The sequence below is a fragment of the Centipeda flueggei ATCC 43531 genome (genome assembly GCF_000160695.1).
GTDB classification, from domain to species: domain Bacteria; phylum Bacillota; class Negativicutes; order Selenomonadales; family Selenomonadaceae; genus Centipeda; species Centipeda flueggei.
In genome coordinates this window covers 200,329-216,002 of the sequence record NZ_GG694006.1, presented here as the reverse complement: position 1 = coordinate 216,002, position 15,674 = coordinate 200,329, and the positions used below count along the sequence as shown (strand labels likewise).

General features: G+C 55.5%; 17 protein-coding genes and 1 CRISPR repeat array (1 of these 18 running past the window's edge). All 17 genes read left to right on the top strand.

What is annotated here, in order from left to right:
• Positions 1-940: a CRISPR direct-repeat array (repeat unit 33 nt; unit sequence GTCGCGCCCCACACGGGGCGCGTGGATTGAAAC); it reaches 2,572 nt to the left of the window's first position.
• Between the two features lie 353 nt (positions 941-1,293).
• Positions 1,294-1,848, top strand: a complete 555-nt coding sequence (gene rsmD / locus HMPREF0908_RS01050) for a 16S rRNA (guanine(966)-N(2))-methyltransferase RsmD (RefSeq protein WP_006689553.1) — start codon at positions 1,294-1,296, stop codon at positions 1,846-1,848.
• Positions 1,845-2,336 (top strand): pantetheine-phosphate adenylyltransferase, encoded by a 492-nt coding sequence (gene coaD / locus HMPREF0908_RS01045; RefSeq protein ID WP_006689552.1) that lies wholly within the window; start codon positions 1,845-1,847, stop codon positions 2,334-2,336. Before rsmD ends, coaD begins: the two co-directional genes overlap by 4 nt.
• A 36-nt stretch (positions 2,337-2,372) precedes the next feature.
• Positions 2,373-2,912 (top strand): hypothetical protein, encoded by a 540-nt coding sequence (locus tag HMPREF0908_RS01040; protein ID WP_006689551.1) that lies wholly within the window; start codon positions 2,373-2,375, stop codon positions 2,910-2,912.
• 67 nt (positions 2,913-2,979) lie between these two features.
• Positions 2,980-3,480 (top strand): YceD family protein, encoded by a 501-nt coding sequence (locus tag HMPREF0908_RS01035; RefSeq protein WP_006689550.1) that lies wholly within the window; start codon positions 2,980-2,982, stop codon positions 3,478-3,480.
• A gap of 15 nt (positions 3,481-3,495) precedes the next feature.
• Positions 3,496-3,675, top strand: coding sequence for a 50S ribosomal protein L32 (rpmF, locus tag HMPREF0908_RS10465; RefSeq protein ID WP_006306287.1), 180 nt, complete (start codon positions 3,496-3,498; stop codon positions 3,673-3,675).
• 176 nt (positions 3,676-3,851) lie between these two features.
• The gene (fapR, locus tag HMPREF0908_RS01030) at positions 3,852-4,406 is read left to right on the top strand and encodes a transcription factor FapR (RefSeq protein WP_006689549.1); all 555 of its coding nucleotides are present in this window, start codon (positions 3,852-3,854) and stop codon (positions 4,404-4,406) included.
• A gap of 33 nt (positions 4,407-4,439) precedes the next feature.
• Positions 4,440-5,456, top strand: coding sequence for a phosphate acyltransferase PlsX (gene plsX / locus HMPREF0908_RS01025; protein ID WP_006689548.1), 1,017 nt, complete (start codon positions 4,440-4,442; stop codon positions 5,454-5,456).
• Positions 5,449-6,453, top strand: coding sequence for a beta-ketoacyl-ACP synthase III (locus tag HMPREF0908_RS01020; protein ID WP_040572295.1), 1,005 nt, complete (start codon positions 5,449-5,451; stop codon positions 6,451-6,453). Before plsX ends, HMPREF0908_RS01020 begins: the two co-directional genes overlap by 8 nt.
• Entirely contained in the window at positions 6,453-7,400 is a 948-nt protein-coding gene (fabK, locus tag HMPREF0908_RS01015; RefSeq protein ID WP_006689546.1) for an enoyl-[acyl-carrier-protein] reductase FabK, read from the top strand. Before HMPREF0908_RS01020 ends, fabK begins: the two co-directional genes overlap by 1 nt.
• Before the next feature lie 11 nt (positions 7,401-7,411).
• The gene (fabD, locus tag HMPREF0908_RS01010; protein ID WP_006689545.1) at positions 7,412-8,347 is read left to right on the top strand and encodes an ACP S-malonyltransferase; all 936 of its coding nucleotides are present in this window, start codon (positions 7,412-7,414) and stop codon (positions 8,345-8,347) included.
• A 34-nt stretch (positions 8,348-8,381) separates the two neighbouring features.
• Positions 8,382-9,125 (top strand): 3-oxoacyl-[acyl-carrier-protein] reductase, encoded by a 744-nt coding sequence (gene fabG, locus HMPREF0908_RS01005; protein ID WP_006689544.1) that lies wholly within the window; start codon positions 8,382-8,384, stop codon positions 9,123-9,125.
• Between the two features lie 36 nt (positions 9,126-9,161).
• Entirely contained in the window at positions 9,162-9,392 is a 231-nt protein-coding gene (locus tag HMPREF0908_RS01000; protein ID WP_006689543.1) for an acyl carrier protein, read from the top strand.
• A 252-nt stretch (positions 9,393-9,644) separates the two neighbouring features.
• Entirely contained in the window at positions 9,645-10,592 is a 948-nt protein-coding gene (locus HMPREF0908_RS00995) for an NAD(P)H-dependent flavin oxidoreductase (protein ID WP_040572294.1), read from the top strand.
• Positions 10,593-10,611: 19 nt separating this feature from the next.
• On the top strand, positions 10,612-11,862 hold the full coding sequence (gene fabF, locus HMPREF0908_RS00990) for a beta-ketoacyl-ACP synthase II (protein WP_006689541.1): 1,251 nt from the start codon (positions 10,612-10,614) through the stop codon (positions 11,860-11,862).
• Positions 11,859-12,575 carry a ribonuclease III gene (gene rnc / locus HMPREF0908_RS00985; RefSeq protein WP_006689540.1) on the top strand — a complete coding sequence of 239 codons (717 nt, stop codon included), beginning with the start codon at positions 11,859-11,861 and terminating at the stop codon, positions 12,573-12,575. Before fabF ends, rnc begins: the two co-directional genes overlap by 4 nt.
• 165 nt (positions 12,576-12,740) lie before the next feature.
• Positions 12,741-13,931 carry an efflux RND transporter periplasmic adaptor subunit gene (locus HMPREF0908_RS00980; RefSeq protein ID WP_040572293.1) on the top strand — a complete coding sequence of 397 codons (1,191 nt, stop codon included), beginning with the start codon at positions 12,741-12,743 and terminating at the stop codon, positions 13,929-13,931.
• A 12-nt stretch (positions 13,932-13,943) separates the two neighbouring features.
• The coding region (locus tag HMPREF0908_RS11140) for an efflux RND transporter permease subunit (protein WP_006689538.1) at positions 13,944-15,674 on the top strand (1,731 nt) is incomplete at its 3' end.

The window sequence follows — 15,674 nt, the reverse complement described above, 5'->3', positions numbered from 1 at the left end:
TGAGGACGAGGTTCGGGAATTTCGTCCCGTCCACGTCGCGCCCCACACGGGGCGCGTGGATTGAAACGATTACGACCTTATCCGTGCGATCTATCTCGATGTGTCGCGCCCCACACGGGGCGCGTGGATTGAAACGCCTCGCTCGCATACAACCATCAGCACGCCTCCGTCGCGCCCCACACGGGGCGCGTGGATTGAAACATTCCGGCAGCGACGATGCGGAGCGTGACCGTGAGTCGCGCCCCACACGGGGCGCGTGGATTGAAACCTTCCATGGTGCCCGCAAGATAACGTACTTCCTCGTCGCGCCCCACACGGGGCGCGTGGATTGAAACCCTTCCTGAACCACTCCATGAAGTAACGCTGCAAGTCGCGCCCCACACGGGGCGCGTGGATTGAAACCGCACCGCGATGCGTACTTGATGATGTTGCCACGGTCGCGCCCCACACGGGGCGCGTGGATTGAAACGCCTAGAATTGCCTATATGACCTGTGATATAGTATGTCGCGCCCCACACGGGGCGCGTGGATTGAAACATCTGTCTGAGAACGCAATCCCAACACCAGAAATGTCGCGCCCCACACGGGGCGCGTGGATTGAAACGCCAAACTGCGGATAGATAAAGGCATTGGCGTACAGTCGCGCCCCACACGGGGCGCGTGGATTGAAACAGATAAAGTGCTCGCCATCTGCCGCCAGCACATGTCGCGCCCCACACGGGGCGCGTGGATTGAAACAGCCCGTCTTGGTTGTTCGTGTCTGATGCAAGCGGGTCGCGCCCCACACGGGGCGCGTGGATTGAAACACAAATAAGGAAGGTGATTGACATGACCGCACAGGGTCGCGCCCCGTATGGGGCGCGTGGATTGAAACGGCAATCGTAATCGGAAGAAGCTCGCGGATTTTGTCGCGCCCCGCATGGGGCGCGTGGATTGAAACTTACGCTGTCATTGCCTGTCTTGCAAGATAGGCGCCTCGCAGGGAGTGGAAGGGTAAACAGTGCGATTCGTGCTTTTTTGTGAATGATTTGTAATTTAACTTGGGTTCCCTACTCATGAATTGAATCTTGCTGCGTGGTACATGCATAGCTACAGTGGATGTGTCGAAGAGGTTGGGGCAAAGAACGATATCGCCATCATGCCACAGATACACTAAACCGCGTCTTTTCTCTGAACTTTGGTGGATTGCAAGAATAATTTTCTCAGAACTTCATTTTATCAGTGATTCCTTGAAATGCGAATGTGAATTGTGGTAGAATAGGAAGGTCTAAATGGCAGGGTGGGAGGAATGTGATGCGGATCATTACGGGTAGTGCGCGCGGCACACGTCTGAAGTCTCCTCTGGGAGACAGGACGCGTCCGACTGCTGACCGTACTCGTGAGGCACTCTTCAGTATGCTCGGAAACCGCGTGATCGATGCGTGCGTACTTGATCTTTTTGCGGGTACGGGAGCTCTTGCCCTTGAGGCACTTTCACGTGGGGCGGCATCTGCTGTGCTCGTTGACTGTATGACACAAACGATTATCATGGAGAATGCAGTGCGCACAAAACTCGCAGCGCAGGCAGAAATCCGTTGTAGTGATGTCTATGCTACAGCGGCAGCACTTTCGCACGAAGGACAGCGCTTTGACCTCATCTTTGCCGATCCCCCCTATGCACATGGCGATAACGCTCGTGTGCTGACGGCGGTGGATCGTGGTGCCCTGCTTGCCGAGAATGGTATCTTCGTGCTTGAACAGGGGGCGGGGGAGGAGGTCCTTCTGCAGGTTGGAGCGCTTCATTTACAACGTGAACGACGCTATGGTGCAGCGCGTGTATGCCTTTATACACAGGAGGAGCAGGGATGAGACGGGCGATTTTTGCCGGGAGTTTCGATCCCGTAACGACGGGACACATTGACATCGTAGAGCGCGCAGCGTCCATGTTTGATGAACTCATTGTCTGCATTTTCCACAATGTATGCAAAGAAGGGTGCTTCCCACTGCAGCAGCGCATTGACTTCCTTCGTGAGGCGACGGCGCATGTGCCGAATGTGCGAGTAGATGTTTTCTCTGGTCTGCTCACGGACTATATGAAGCAGAAGAAGGCTAACGTTGTTGTGCGTGGCCTGCGCTCGGTGAAGGATTTCGAATATGAGGAGAATCATGCGGCAATGGTGCGTCACCTCATGCCTGAGAGCGACACGATTTTTTTGCTCACGCGCCCGGATCTGACGTTTATCAGTTCCTCGGGTGTGCGCGAACTGATCCGTTTTCGCGGGCCGGTGAAGGGGATTGTTCCGTTGCCTGTAGAGCAGGCAATTTTGAAACTGTATGAAAAACCCCATCGGGGATAATATGTTATATGGTGCGCAGAAAAAGGAGTTAGATTTATGGCGGTAACGGATACACTGAAGAAATTGGAAGACCTCGTTGCGGATGCCTCGCATCTTCCTTTTAGCGATAAGGCACTGGTGAATGATGATGAGATTGTGCACCTCGTGGAGGAGCTGCGCATGGATCTCCCCAAGGAGCTTGGTCGTGCGGCAGAGATCGTGAAGGAGCAGGATAGCATCATCACGCGTGCTAACGAACAGGCGAAAAATATTGTCGATGCTGCAGAGCTGCGTGCCAATCAGTTGCTTGAGGAGAGCGAGATTGTCATTCAGGCAAAAGAGCGTGCACGGACGATTATGCAGCAGGCGCAGGAACAATCTCGTGAATTGATGGAGCAGTCCCAGGCAAATGCAGCGCGCCTTCAAGGGGATGCAGATGCTTATGCGAATCAGGTGTTCGAGCAGTTGATTGCTCATGTCGGCAGTACGTTCAAGGGGGTTCAACAGGCAGAGGCGGGGCTAAATCAAGCATTGAACGTCCTGCGTACAGCAAAGGCACAGATGAATGCGCCTCAGGGGGAGGAGCAGGAACTCTAAGCCCCCGAGTGAAAACCATCCTTGACAATGTTGTAAACCGCCGTTATAATGTGAAAGGTCATGCGTCATGATGATGATTGATGTCGCTTCGGCGGATTTATTGCCTGGAGAGGCTCGGAAGTTTTCATTCACAGTCACAGCGGACAGCTTGGATTTGGGGGAAGATATTTCCTCTTATCGTGGAAAAGTTCGGGTTGAAGGTGCTGTTGTGGATACGGGAGCCGTTTACCGTGTTATCGGTACAATATGGGCAGTTCGCAATTTCATCTGTGACCGTTGTCTTGCTGAAGGCAAACGGGAGAGTACGTGTGATTTTTCTGAGGACTATGCGAAGACCCCGGGGGAAGCAGATGGGACGGGAAGTTGTGATGGTGAAACCATCGTTCTTGACGATCTTGTGCGCGATACCCTCCTTATGGCTGAGCCGCTGCGTGAGCTTTGTAAGTCTGACTGTAAGGGTTTATGCCCAGTCTGTGGGTATAACCTGAATGAAGGGACATGCGGTTGCGATACGTTCGTTCCGGATCCCCGACTGGCGGCTTTAGAGAGCCTGCGTAAGAATGATTAAGGAGGTGTAACCAAAGTGGCAGTACCAAAGAGAAAAACCTCGAAAGCACGCCGCGATCGTCGTCGCGCGAACTGGAAGCTCGAAGCGCCGCACTATGTATCGTGCCCGCAGTGTCATGAGCCGAAGCTTCCGCACCATGTATGCATGGAATGCGGCTACTATGACGGAAAACCTGTAGCCGAGGCAGCTGAATGAGAATTATCTGAGTCGTTGCAAGAAATCTTTTGATCTTTTGCAACGGCTCTTTTTTCTGTTTTCTCTTGCTTTTTTTTTAGCACCTAGTATAATACTCCCATACTGATAGCAGTAGGTGCTAAAAAGGTTATCGGCGTGATTCGCGTGACAGCCGTGTGAGAGGAGGGAACGGCACGATGACGGAAAAGAAGCGACGGCGTCAAGAGACACTTGTTCTTGCTGTACGTAAGGAACCGTTCCTCACTGATGAAGCGCTGGCGCGAAAACTTGCTGTGAGTGTGCAGACGGTGCGGCTTGATCGGACGGAGTTGGGGATTCCGGAGCTGCGTGCACGTGTGCGGACACTTGCTGAGAATGCGCGTGAGAAAGTGCGCGCTATTCCCCATGCAGAGGTAGTCGGTGATCTGCTCTCACTCGAGCTTGGCATACGTGGTACGTCAGCACTGAAGGTGATGGACGATCACCTCTTTGCTGATTCGGATATCGCGCGCGGGACGGCACTCTTTTCACAGGCGAACTCACTCGCTCTTGCAATTGTCGATGCACCGCTGGCGATTACTGGGGTCGCCAACGTCAAATATAAAACACCAATCTACAAGGGGGATACAGTTATTGCACAGGCGGAGATCGTGAAGGTACGCGGCAATAAAATTTTTGTCTGGGTCAAGACCTACCGTGATGGGCAGGAGGTTTTCCGTGCCAAATTCATCGTAGTTTCTCTCGGGAAATGAGAATTGTGACGACAGGGGAGAAGGGAGTGCAGGATGCGTATAGCGATTGATGCGATGGGTGGAGATTTCGCGCCGAAAGAGATTGTCCGCGGGGCAATTGATGCAGCGAAGAAATACGACTGTGAGATTGTACTGGTCGGTGATGAGAGGAAAATTCGTGCGGAGCTGGGCGGTGCGGATATGGACACATTGCATATCTCCATCGTCCACGCGGCGGATGTCATCGGCATGAACGAGGCTCCGGCGGAGGCAGTACGCTCCAAAAAGGAGGCATCGATCGTCGTTGCTACGCGAATGGTGAAGGAAGGAACCTGTGACGCGGTTTTCTCTGCTGGATCGACGGGCGCTGCAGTCGCAGCGGCACAGCTCATCCTTCATCGCATTCGTGGAGTCAGTCGACCCACGATCGCGACACCGATGCCGACACCAGATGGTGTGACTCTGATGCTGGACTCTGGCGCCAATGTAGACTCTAAGCCTGAGCATCTGGTACAGAGTGCGGTGATGGGCTCGCTCTACGCCCAGTATGTCTTCGGTATCGAGCGTCCACGCGTCGGCCTGCTCAATATCGGCGAGGAGGAGACAAAGGGAAATGAACAGGCAAAGGAAACTTATCCTCTTTTGAAGACGGATCCAAATATATATTTTTGTGGTAATGCCGAGGGGCGCGATGTTCCGAAGGGGAATTTTGATGTGGTTGTCTGCGACGGCTTCGTTGGAAATGTCGTTTTGAAGTTCGCCGAGGGGCTTGCCAAGACAATACTGGGGCTGATCCGCGAGGAGATTCGCGGTGCAGGCCTGATGGCAAAACTCGGCGCGCTGCTCCTCATGCCGACGCTGCGCCATCTGGGGAAGCGGCTTGATGTCCGGGAGTACGGCGGTGCACCGCTCCTCGGCGTGAACGGCTGCTGCGTGATCGGGCATGGTTCTTCGGACGCAAAATCCATTGCGAGTGCGATCGGCGTGACTGTCAGCTATGTCAACGGCAAGGTGCTCGATCAGATTCGTGATGCTCTTGCAAAGGAGGAGGAGGAAACAGGTCGTGTCTAAGCTTAGTGCAGGCATCCTCGGAACAGGGTACTATGTCCCCGAGAGGGTGCTGACGAACTTTGATCTGGAGAAGATGGTGCAGACGAATGATGCCTGGATCGTCGAACGAACGGGAATTCACGAGAGGCGCATCGCTGCTGCGGATGAACCGGTTTCAGTTCTCGCACAGCGCGCTGCAGAGATGGCACTCGCCGATGCCGGTGTTGCGGCAGAGGACCTCGATCTCATCATCATGGCGACGCTCACCTCCGACCGCATCATTCCATCGACGGCGTGCGTCCTGCAGGATCGCCTCGGTGCGAAGCATGCGGCGGCATTTGATCTATCGGCGGCGTGCTCCGGATTCGTCTATGCTGCGTCGATAGCAGCGCAGTTCATCGAGAGCAGTGTCTATCGTCACGTCCTCGTGATCGGCGGTGAGACACTCTCGAAGGTTATTGACTGGACGGACCGCAACACCTGTATTCTCTTTGGCGACGGGGCGGGGGCGGCAGTGTTCGGTGCGGTTGAGGATGGCTACGGCATGTGCGCGTTCGACCTTGGCAGCGACGGTTCAGGTGCGGATGCACTCGATATCCCGTCGAGCGGCAGCCTTTGCCCTGTCACCCCGGAGACGATTGCGCAGCGACTCAACTTCGTTCACATGGACGGCAAGGCGGTGTTCCGCTTTGCCGCCAAGGTTATGGGAAAGACCGTCGAGACATCGCTGCATCGTGCAGGGATGGAGCGGGAGGCGCTGGACTATCTCGTTCCGCATCAGGCGAATATCCGTATTATCCAGGCGGCAGCCAAGCGACTGGCGATGCCGATGGAAAAAGTTATTATAAATATTCATCATTACGGCAATATGTCTGCCGCGTCCATCCCTGTCGCCCTCGCGGAGGCGGCGCACGCACATCAATTTAAAAAGGGAGACAATATTGCCCTCGCGGGGTTCGGTGCGGGACTCACATGGGCATCGTGTATTATGAAGTGGGCGAAGGAGGAGAACGGTTAATGTTTGAACATAATCCGATCTGTCAGATGCTTGGCATCAAGTATCCTATTTTTCAGGGCGGCATGGCGTGGATCGGCACAGCGGAGCTTGCCTCTGCCGTCTCCAATGCCGGCGGGCTTGGGCTCATCGGCGCAGGTCACATGCCGCCCGACGCACTCCGCGCCGAGATCCATAAGGTCAAGGGATGGACGGATAAGCCCTTTGGTGTCAATGTGATGCTTATGAGTCCGTTTGTGAAAGAGGTCATGCAGGTCGTCCTTGAGGAGCGCGTGCCGGTCATCACGACGGGCGCAGGCAATCCCGGTGAATACGTCCCTGCACTCAAGGAAATCGGCTCGAAGGTCATCCCCGTCGTCGCTTCCGTGGCACTCGCACGCCGCCTGGAGCGCACGGGCGTTGATGCCGTGATCGCTGAGGGAACGGAGTCCGGCGGTCACATCGGCGAAATTACGACCATGGCACTTCTGCCGCAGGTGGTAGATGCACTCCACGTTCCCGTCATTGGGGCAGGCGGCATCGGCGATGCACGCGGTATGGCGGCAGCATTTGCCCTTGGGGCACAGGCGATCCAGATGGGGTCGCGCTTCGTCCTGAGCACGGAGTGTATTGCTCATCCCAACTACAAGAATGCCGTTCTCAAGGCAAAGGACCGCTCGACGGTCGTCACGGGTCGCTCGCTTGGGCATCCCGCGCGCGTCCTCCACAACAAGCTCTCGCGCAAGTACGAGGAGATGGAGGCTGCGGGTGCGTCGCATGAGGAGCTCGAACAGCTTGGTGTCGGCAGTCTGCACCGCGCCACACATGAAGGCGATGTTGAGAACGGTTCTGTCATGATCGGTGAGATTTCGGGCATGCTCTCGGATATCAAGTCGGTCAAGGAGATCATCGAGGACATTGTGCGGGATCTGCCGGGTGCGATGGATGCTGCACGTAAGATCTGCGACTAAGGAGTACCACAATGGGAAAACTTGCATTTTTGTTCCCGGGACAGGGCGCACAAATTGTCGGCATGGGCAGAGATTTCTATGATGCCTATGACCTTGCGAAGGATCGTTTTGCCGAGGCAGATGATGCACTCGGCTACTCCATCAGCAAACTCTGCTTTGAGGGACCTGCAGATCAGCTTCAGCTGACGGAGAATACTCAGCCTGCTATCCTTACTGTCTCTGTGATTGCGGCACAGTTGCTGCAGGCACGCGGTGTTGCCCCTGCAATCGCCGGCGGACACAGCCTCGGCGAGTATGCGGCGCTCGTTCTTGCGGGGGCACTTTCCTTCCGTGACGCCGTCGTGCTCGTGCATAAGCGCGGTGCCTATATGCAGGAGGCTGTGCCCGTGGGCGAGGGAGCGATGGCGGCAATCATTGGTCTGGATGATGCGACAATCATTGATGCCTGTGCTGCGGCAAGTGCACAGGGGGCGGTACAGGCGGTCAACTTTAACTGCCCGGGACAGACGGTCATCGCAGGGGCAGAGAAGGGCGTTTCCACAGCGGTGGAACTGCTCAAAGAAAAGGGGGCAAAGAAGGCGGTCATTCTCCCCGTCTCTGCACCGTTCCACTCGACGCTCATGGCTCCAGCAGCCAAGAAACTCGCTGCAGAGCTCGACAAGGTAGCTCTCCATGACGCGGCGTTCCCCGTCGTCTCGAATTATACGGGCGGACTGCAGCAGACGGCGGCGGAGATCAAGGCGAATCTTGTCGCACAGGCGGATCATCCCGTACGTTGGATTGCGTGTGTTTCTGCGATGCGTGACTTTGGTGCAGACATATACATCGAGTGTGGCCCAGGTAAGACGCTTGCGGGGTTTAACAAGCGCATTGACAAGACTCTGACGAGCCTGAATGTCGAGGATGATGCATCTCTGCAAAAAACACTTGACACACTTAACAAGTAATGATTAAATAAATTCGTTATGAAGGAGGGCTTTCATGCTTCTTGATGGGAAAATTGCTCTTGTCACGGGCGGATCCCGCGGGATCGGACGTGCCATCGCACTTCGTCTAGCCGAAGAGGGAGCGAAAGTCGCCGTCAACTATGCAGGCAATCAGACTGCTGCCGAGGAGGTCAAGGCGATCATCGAGCAGCACGGCGGCACAGCGATGATCGTCCAAACCGATGTCTCCGACAGTGCGGCTGCAACCGAGATGGTTGCACATGTGCATGAGGAACTCGGCGGCTTGGACATCCTCGTCAACAATGCGGGCATTACGCGTGATACACTTCTCCTTCGTATGAAGGACGAGGACTTTGATGCGGTCATCAACACGAACCTTAAAGGCATATACGCCTGCACCAAGGCTGCTGCAAAGTTCATGACAAAGCAACGTAGCGGGCGTATCGTGAATCTTTCCTCCGTTGTCGGTGAGATCGGAAACGTCGGTCAAACGAACTACGCTGCTGCTAAGGCAGGCGTTATCGGTTTTTCGAAGGCGGCGGCGAAGGAGTTTGCTTCACGGAATGTGACGGTCAACGTTGTTGCACCGGGCTTCATCGATACTGATATGACGGCTGTCCTGAAGGACAGCATACGTGAGAAGCTCATTGAGGAAGTTCCTCTCGGTGCGCTTGGCAAACCAGAGCATGTTGCCGATGCCGTTCTCTTTCTTGTAAGCGATGCGGCATCGTATATTACCGGCCAGGTACTCAACGTAGATGGCGGCATGGTGATGTAGCATATAAAATATTCTATTTAAAGGAGGTGAAAACACATGGCAACGTTTGACAAGGTTCGCGACATTGTCGTAGAGCAGCTTGGCTCGGAGGCTGATGAGGTCACCTTGGAGTCGACGTTTATTGACGATCTTGGTGCTGATTCACTCGACATCGTTGAGCTCATCATGGCTTTTGAGGAAGAATTTAACGTAGAGATCCCTGACGAGGCTGCTGAAAAGATCAAGACAGTTCAGGATGTCGTCAATTACATCGACCAGAACAAGTAATGGACAGCGGCCGTATTGCGGTTCTGTACCATATCGGTCTTTTTGGGAAATCCCGTGACAGCTGAGGCGCACGGGATTTTTCTCAAAAGGCTCAATTCACTTTGCATAAAACCAGGGCTTCTGTGTTCCCTGCATGAATAGATCCGACTTCCATCCGGCGGAACAGTGAAGAACAATGGGTGGAGGGGGGAGCCAAAACTTCTACGGAGAGACCTGCCGGAGGCAGTGCACTTTCCCGATTGGAGGGCTTATATGAGACTACCCGAGGTGAGGATCGGCAAGAAAGTGGCTACGATCCCCATCATTCAGGGCGGCATGGCGATTCGTATTACGACGGCGCGTCTCGCTGCTGCCGCTGCAAACGAGGGAGGGATCGGGCTTATCGCAGCATCCGGCATGAAGCCGAAGGAGCTTCGCTATGAGATCCGGCTTGCACGCTCACTTTCTCCCCATGGTATTATCGGCATCAACGAAATGGTCGCGGCGAATGACTTTGCCGATGCCGTTAAAATTGCCATCGACGAGGGCATCGATCTCGTCGTTGCTGGTGCGGGATTCTCCCGCGATATGTTCCAGTACGGCAAGGAATCGGGGACCCCGATCGTTCCGATCGTCTCCTCGGCAAAACTGGCGAAGATTTCCGAAAAACTCGGTGCAGCTGCCGTCGTGGTCGAGGGCAAGGAGGCTGGCGGACATCTCGGTACAGACCAGTCGGTGCGCAGCATTATCTCTGATGTGCGTGCGGCGGTAAAAATTCCTGTGTTTGCTGCTGGCGGCGTTCTGACGGGACAAGATATCGCCGATTTGCATAAAATGGGCGCGGATGGCGTACAGCTCGGCTCGCGCTTTGCCGCAAGCGTCGAATCCAATGCGGCACCATCGCTGAAAGAATACTATTTGAAGACGAAGAAGGAAGATGTAGTTATCATCCATAGTCCCGTGGGACTTCCTGGGCGTGCTGTGCGAACCCCGTTCTCCGCACGGATTATGGCGGGACCCGTACCGCCAAAGGTCTGCGACCACTGCCTCAAGCAGTGCGATCACCACTTCTGCATCATCCGTGCACTCTCACGCGCACAGCAGGGGGATGTGGAGACGGGGCTTGTCTTTACCGGTGAGTTTATGCCGCGTATCGATCGGATTATGAGTGTTCATGAGATATTTGAGGAGCTGAAACAGCAGCTCGCAGCAGCGGACTAGCGGAAAGGAGTCGGTTGGTTTGAAACAGAGGATTGTCGTTACGGGGGTCGGCCCGATCACACCGATCGGCATTGGCAAAAAAGCGTTCTGGGATGCGCTTCTCGCAGGAAAAAACGGCATCGGTCATATTACCCGCTTCGACGCGACACGCTATGCCGCGCAGATTGCCGGCGAGGTCAAGGACTTTTCCATTGATGGTTATATCGACAAGAAGGAAGCCAAGCGCATGGATCGCTATGCGCAGTTTGCCGTCGTTTCAGCAGGCATGGCACTCAAGGATGCGGGGCTCGATCTCGACAAGGAGAACCGCGACCGTATCGGGGCCTATGTCGGCGCGGGTATCGGCGGCATTGAGACGATGCACAGCACCTATGAACGTCTCTTTGAAAAAGGACCGGAGCGCGTCAGTCCCTTTTTCATTCCCATGATGATTGCCAATATGGCAGCGGGGCAGGTCGCGATCAGCTACGGCCTCCATGGTCCTGTGTCCTGTATTGTTACGGCGTGCGCTACGGGTGCGAATTGTGTCGGTGACGCATATCGCGTTATGCAGCGCGGAGAGGCGGACATCATGGTCGCGGGCGGCACAGAGGCAAGCATCTCCGAGGCGGCGAGCGCGGGATTTGCGGCGATGAAAGCCCTCTGTACGGATCATAACGATGATCCTGCGCACGCTTCGCGCCCCTTTGACAAGAACCGTTCGGGCTTCGTTATGGGTGAGGGGGCAGGACTGGTTGTGCTCGAGACGCTTGAACACGCCGAGAAACGTGGCGCGCATATCTATGCGGAGCTCGTCGGCTACGGCTCGAACTCGGACGGCTATCATATTACGAGTCCGGCACCACATGGTGAATATCAGGCAAAGTGCATGAAGCTGGCGCTCGATGATGCAGGATTGCGCCCGGAGGAGGTCGACTACATCAACGCACATGGTACGTCAACCCATATGAACGACCTCTGCGAGACTGAGGCAATCAAGACAGTCTGGGGTGAGGCGGCAAAGAATGTCGCTGTTTCCTCAATCAAGTCTATGACAGGGCATCTCCTTGGTGCGGCGGGCAGCGTAGAGCTGATTGCAAGTGCCCTTTCTGTGGAGAACGATATGCTCCCCCCGACGATTAACTATGAGACGCCGGATGAGGGGCTTGATTTGGACTATGTGCCAAACAAGGCACGTGCTAAGACCGTGCGTGCGGCGATCTCCAACTCGTTTGGCTTCGGCGGACACAATGCCTGCCTCGTCGTCAAGAAATATGCGAAGGAATTATGAGTCATCACATGACGGAAACAAGGCGCGCGGAACTCGTGCGTCTTTCGGCCTTTCTTGACGTGGACTTTGCCGATCTCTCCCTCCTCGAAGAGGCATTGACACATCCCTCCTATGTTAATGAGGCGCGAGAACGTGCGACACATAACGAGCGTTTGGAGTTCTTGGGTGATGCCGTCCTCGAGCTTGCCATCAGTACATATCTCTACGTTGCCTATCCACATTGCTCGGAGGGAGAGCTGACGAAGATGCGCGCGAGCCTCGTGCAGAGTGAGACACTCGCACGGCTGGCGCGCCGGCTGCACCTCGGAGCACATCTGCGCATGGGGCGCGGCGAGATGCTCGGCGGCGGAGCAGAGCGGCAGAACAACCTCGAGAATGTCTTTGAGGCTGTGATCGGAGCGGTTTATCTCGATCGAGGATGGGATGCGGCGTATAGCTATGTGCAGCGGCAGTTCACCGAAGAAGTGACGCGCCTGAGACAGGAACACGCTGTACAGGACTACAAGACGATGTTACAGGAATACGTACAAGGTCACAGGCATGAATGTATTGCCTACGAGCAGGTCGCTGAGAGTGGTCCCGACCATGATAAGCGGTTTACCATGCGCGTTCGCATTGGGATGGAGGTCCTGGGCGAAGGAATAGGACGCAGCAAAAAAGAGGCGGAGCAGCACGCTGCTGCAGCGGCACTTGCACGTTTGGGGACGAGGTAAAAATGCGGCGAAGCCATGTATCATTTCTTGACTTTTGCCATGCATTTCGATAAGATAAACATACTATGGCAGGGATTCCGACTATATGGATACCTGCCCTTCTTCTATGGGAGCATTTTGACAATTATCTCCTGTTACGGAAAATGGGAAGAGGAGGTTATTGATTTGTTTGAGACGAGGAAAGGACTTGGCGCACTTGCTGCCGCTGCATTGGCACTCAGCGTGGTATTCACAGGCTGCGGCGGGGAAAAGCAGGGTGGCGCACGTCCCACTGCCGTCAAGGCGATGAATGTTCTGCGGCAGGATGCGCCGCTGACACACGTCTACGCCGGACAGATCATGGGTACAGATGAGGTAAAGATACAGTCGCGTGTCTCCGGCAATATCGTCGAGAAATACGTGACGGGCGGGCAGCCTGTGCATGCGGGACAGGCACTCTATCGCATCGACTCGCGCCAGTATGAGAGTGCACTTCTGCAGGCAAAGGCGAACCTCGCGCAGGCGGAGGCTACCCTTGCCAATGCGCGTATGGATCTCGACCGTTACCAACAGCTCTATGCGAACGCGGCGATCTCAGAGCAGACCGTGAGCAACCAGCAGGCGCAGGTGAATGCCTACGAGGCTGCAGTTGCGGCGCACCAGGCAATGGTGCAGCAGGCGCAGGAGAACCTCGACGATACGACGATCTACGCACCGATGTCGGGGCAGCTCTCCGTCGATGATGTTGCCGTCGGCACCTTTGTGTCGGCAGGTTCGACAACGCTGGTCTCCATGGGCACGTCGAACCCCATCTATGCGAAGTTTAGTCTCTCAGAGAACGAGTACCTGAATTTTGTTGAGCAGGCGGTACAGCAGGGCGGTATCGGCTCTGTCGTAGTGACGCTGACTCTCTCGAACGGCTCGAAGTATCCGATCACAGGGCATATCGTTACGTCTGACCGCGCACTGACGGCACAGACGGGCACGCTGACGGTCAAGGCACTCTTTGACAATCCGGACGGACTCCTCCTGCCGGGTATGTTCGCGCGCGTCACGCTGATCGGCGATACGATTCCGAATGCACTCCTCGTTCCAGAGCGTGCCGTGCAGCAGCTCCTCGGCAAATCCTTTGTGATGGTCGTCGGCGCAAACAACAAGGCAGAAGCTCGCACGATCACCCTCGGGGACAAGATCGGCAGCTACTATGTCGTGAAGGACGGTCTGGATGCCTCGGACACGGTCGTCGTCGAAGGGCTCACGACGCTCCAGGAGGGCGGCGATCTCGCGGTGACGATGGTGACGTCGGACGATATGGGATTCACGCTTGAGGGAGATTCCTCTGACTTTAATGCGAGCGCACCGACGCCCGCGCAGTAAGGAGGAAATCCGTTGGCAAAATTTTTCATTCACCGACCGATCTTTGCGATTGTTATCGCACTGATCATTGTTATCGTCGGAACGCTGGCCGGGTTTTCGCTGCCAATTGCGCAGTATCCGCAGATTTCTCCGCCAACGGTTTCGGTGTCGGCATCCTATACGGGCGCGAGTGCTGCCGTTGTCAATGAGACGGTTGCACAGGTCATCGAGGAACAGATCAACGGTACGCAGGGAATGGACTACATGAGCTCCACCTCCGATGATACCGGACGCTACAGTCTCTCTGTCACCTTTGATGTCGGTACGGACGGCGATATGGACGCAGTCAAGGTGCAGAACAATGCCGCCGGAGCCAACGCAAGCCTGCCCTCCTCAGTGCAGTCTGCGGGGGTCACAACGCGTAAGTCATCGGGGCAGATGGCCTACTTTGTCTCGATGTACTCCGAGGACGGCACGTATGACCGCACCTTTATGAAGAACTATGCGACGCTCTACTTCCTCGATGCGATAAAGCGCATCAACGGTGTCGGCGACGTGCAGGTCTTTGGCTCAGACTATGCGATGCGCGTCTGGCTGAATCCCGACCGCCTTGCAGAGCTCGGTCTGACCGTCGCAGACATCACGGCGGCGATCAAGGAGCAGAACGTACAGGCTCCTGCCGGTACCGTGGGCGGCATGCCCACGGTCAACGGGCAGGAAAAACAGTTTACGGGCAAGGTGCAGGGACGTCTTACAACGCCTGAGGAGTTCGGCAATGTTATCATCGCCTCGGGCAAGGACGGCTCGTTTGTCCGCCTGAAGGATGTTGCACGCATCGAGACGGGAGCGCGCAACAATAACATCGTTGCGAAGTTCAACGGCTATCCTGCTGTCGGCTTCGGCATACAGCTCACCTCGGATGCGAATGCAATGATTACCCTCGCCGAGGTGCGCAAGGTGCTCGCGGAGGCAGAGAAGAGTTTCCCGCCCGGACTCAAGATGCAGTCTGTCTTTGACAGTACGGACTACATCAATGCCTCCATCAAAGAGGTGGTTCACACTTTCGTCGAAGCACTGCTGCTCGTTGTGCTCGTCATCTTCGTCTTTTTGCAGAGCTGGCGAGCAACGATTATCCCGCTGCTCGCCGTGCCGGTCTCGCTCATCGGTACATTCGGCACATTCGTCCTATTGGATTTTTCCATCAATACCCTGACGCTCTTTGCGATGGTGCTTGCCATCGGCCTCGTCGTCGATGATGCCATTGTCGTTATCGAGAACGTAGAGCATCACATGGAGAGTGGACTCTCGCCTGTGGACGCAACGGAGCGTGCCATGGCGGAGGTGCAGGGGCCGGTTGTGGCGATTGCCTTCGTCCTTGCGGCTGTCTTTGTCCCCGTCGCATTCCTGGGCGGCATGATGGGCGTGCTCTATAAGCAGTTCGCTCTAACCATTGCGATCGCGATGGCACTCTCTGCCTTCGTTGCCCTGACACTGACGCCCGCACTCTGTGCGATGATGCTGAAGCCAAAGAAGGAGAGCAATTCAGGGGGCGTACTCGACCGCTTCTTTGCTTGGTTTAACCGTGTCTTTGACCGTACGCGCAAGGGCTATGTAGGTATTGTCTCAAGATTCATCCGCAAGGCGCGTATTGCCGTCGTGTTCCTGCTCATCGTCTGCGGTCTGATTGCTATCATCTACCGCAACCTCCCGTCGACGTTTGTCCCTGATGAGGATCAGGGCTATCTGATGATCGCCATCCAGCTT

Bases quoted from the DNA above. Each gene is read 5' to 3' on its own strand.
- rsmD (WP_006689553.1), top strand. From the start codon at position 1,294: ATGCGGATCATTACGGGTAGTGCGCGCGGCACACGTCTGAAGTCTCCT.
- coaD (WP_006689552.1), top strand. From the start codon at position 1,845: ATGAGACGGGCGATTTTTGCCGGGAGTTTCGATCCCGTAACGACGGGA.
- HMPREF0908_RS01040 (WP_006689551.1), top strand. From the start codon at position 2,373: ATGGCGGTAACGGATACACTGAAGAAATTGGAAGACCTCGTTGCGGAT.
- HMPREF0908_RS01035 (WP_006689550.1), top strand. From the start codon at position 2,980: ATGATGATGATTGATGTCGCTTCGGCGGATTTATTGCCTGGAGAGGCT.
- fapR (WP_006689549.1), top strand. From the start codon at position 3,852: ATGACGGAAAAGAAGCGACGGCGTCAAGAGACACTTGTTCTTGCTGTA.
- plsX (WP_006689548.1), top strand. From the start codon at position 4,440: ATGCGTATAGCGATTGATGCGATGGGTGGAGATTTCGCGCCGAAAGAG.
- fabK (WP_006689546.1), top strand. From the start codon at position 6,453: ATGTTTGAACATAATCCGATCTGTCAGATGCTTGGCATCAAGTATCCT.
- fabD (WP_006689545.1), top strand. From the start codon at position 7,412: ATGGGAAAACTTGCATTTTTGTTCCCGGGACAGGGCGCACAAATTGTC.
- fabG (WP_006689544.1), top strand. From the start codon at position 8,382: ATGCTTCTTGATGGGAAAATTGCTCTTGTCACGGGCGGATCCCGCGGG.
- HMPREF0908_RS01000 (WP_006689543.1), top strand. From the start codon at position 9,162: ATGGCAACGTTTGACAAGGTTCGCGACATTGTCGTAGAGCAGCTTGGC.
- HMPREF0908_RS00995 (WP_040572294.1), top strand. From the start codon at position 9,645: ATGAGACTACCCGAGGTGAGGATCGGCAAGAAAGTGGCTACGATCCCC.
- rnc (WP_006689540.1), top strand. From the start codon at position 11,859: ATGAGTCATCACATGACGGAAACAAGGCGCGCGGAACTCGTGCGTCTT.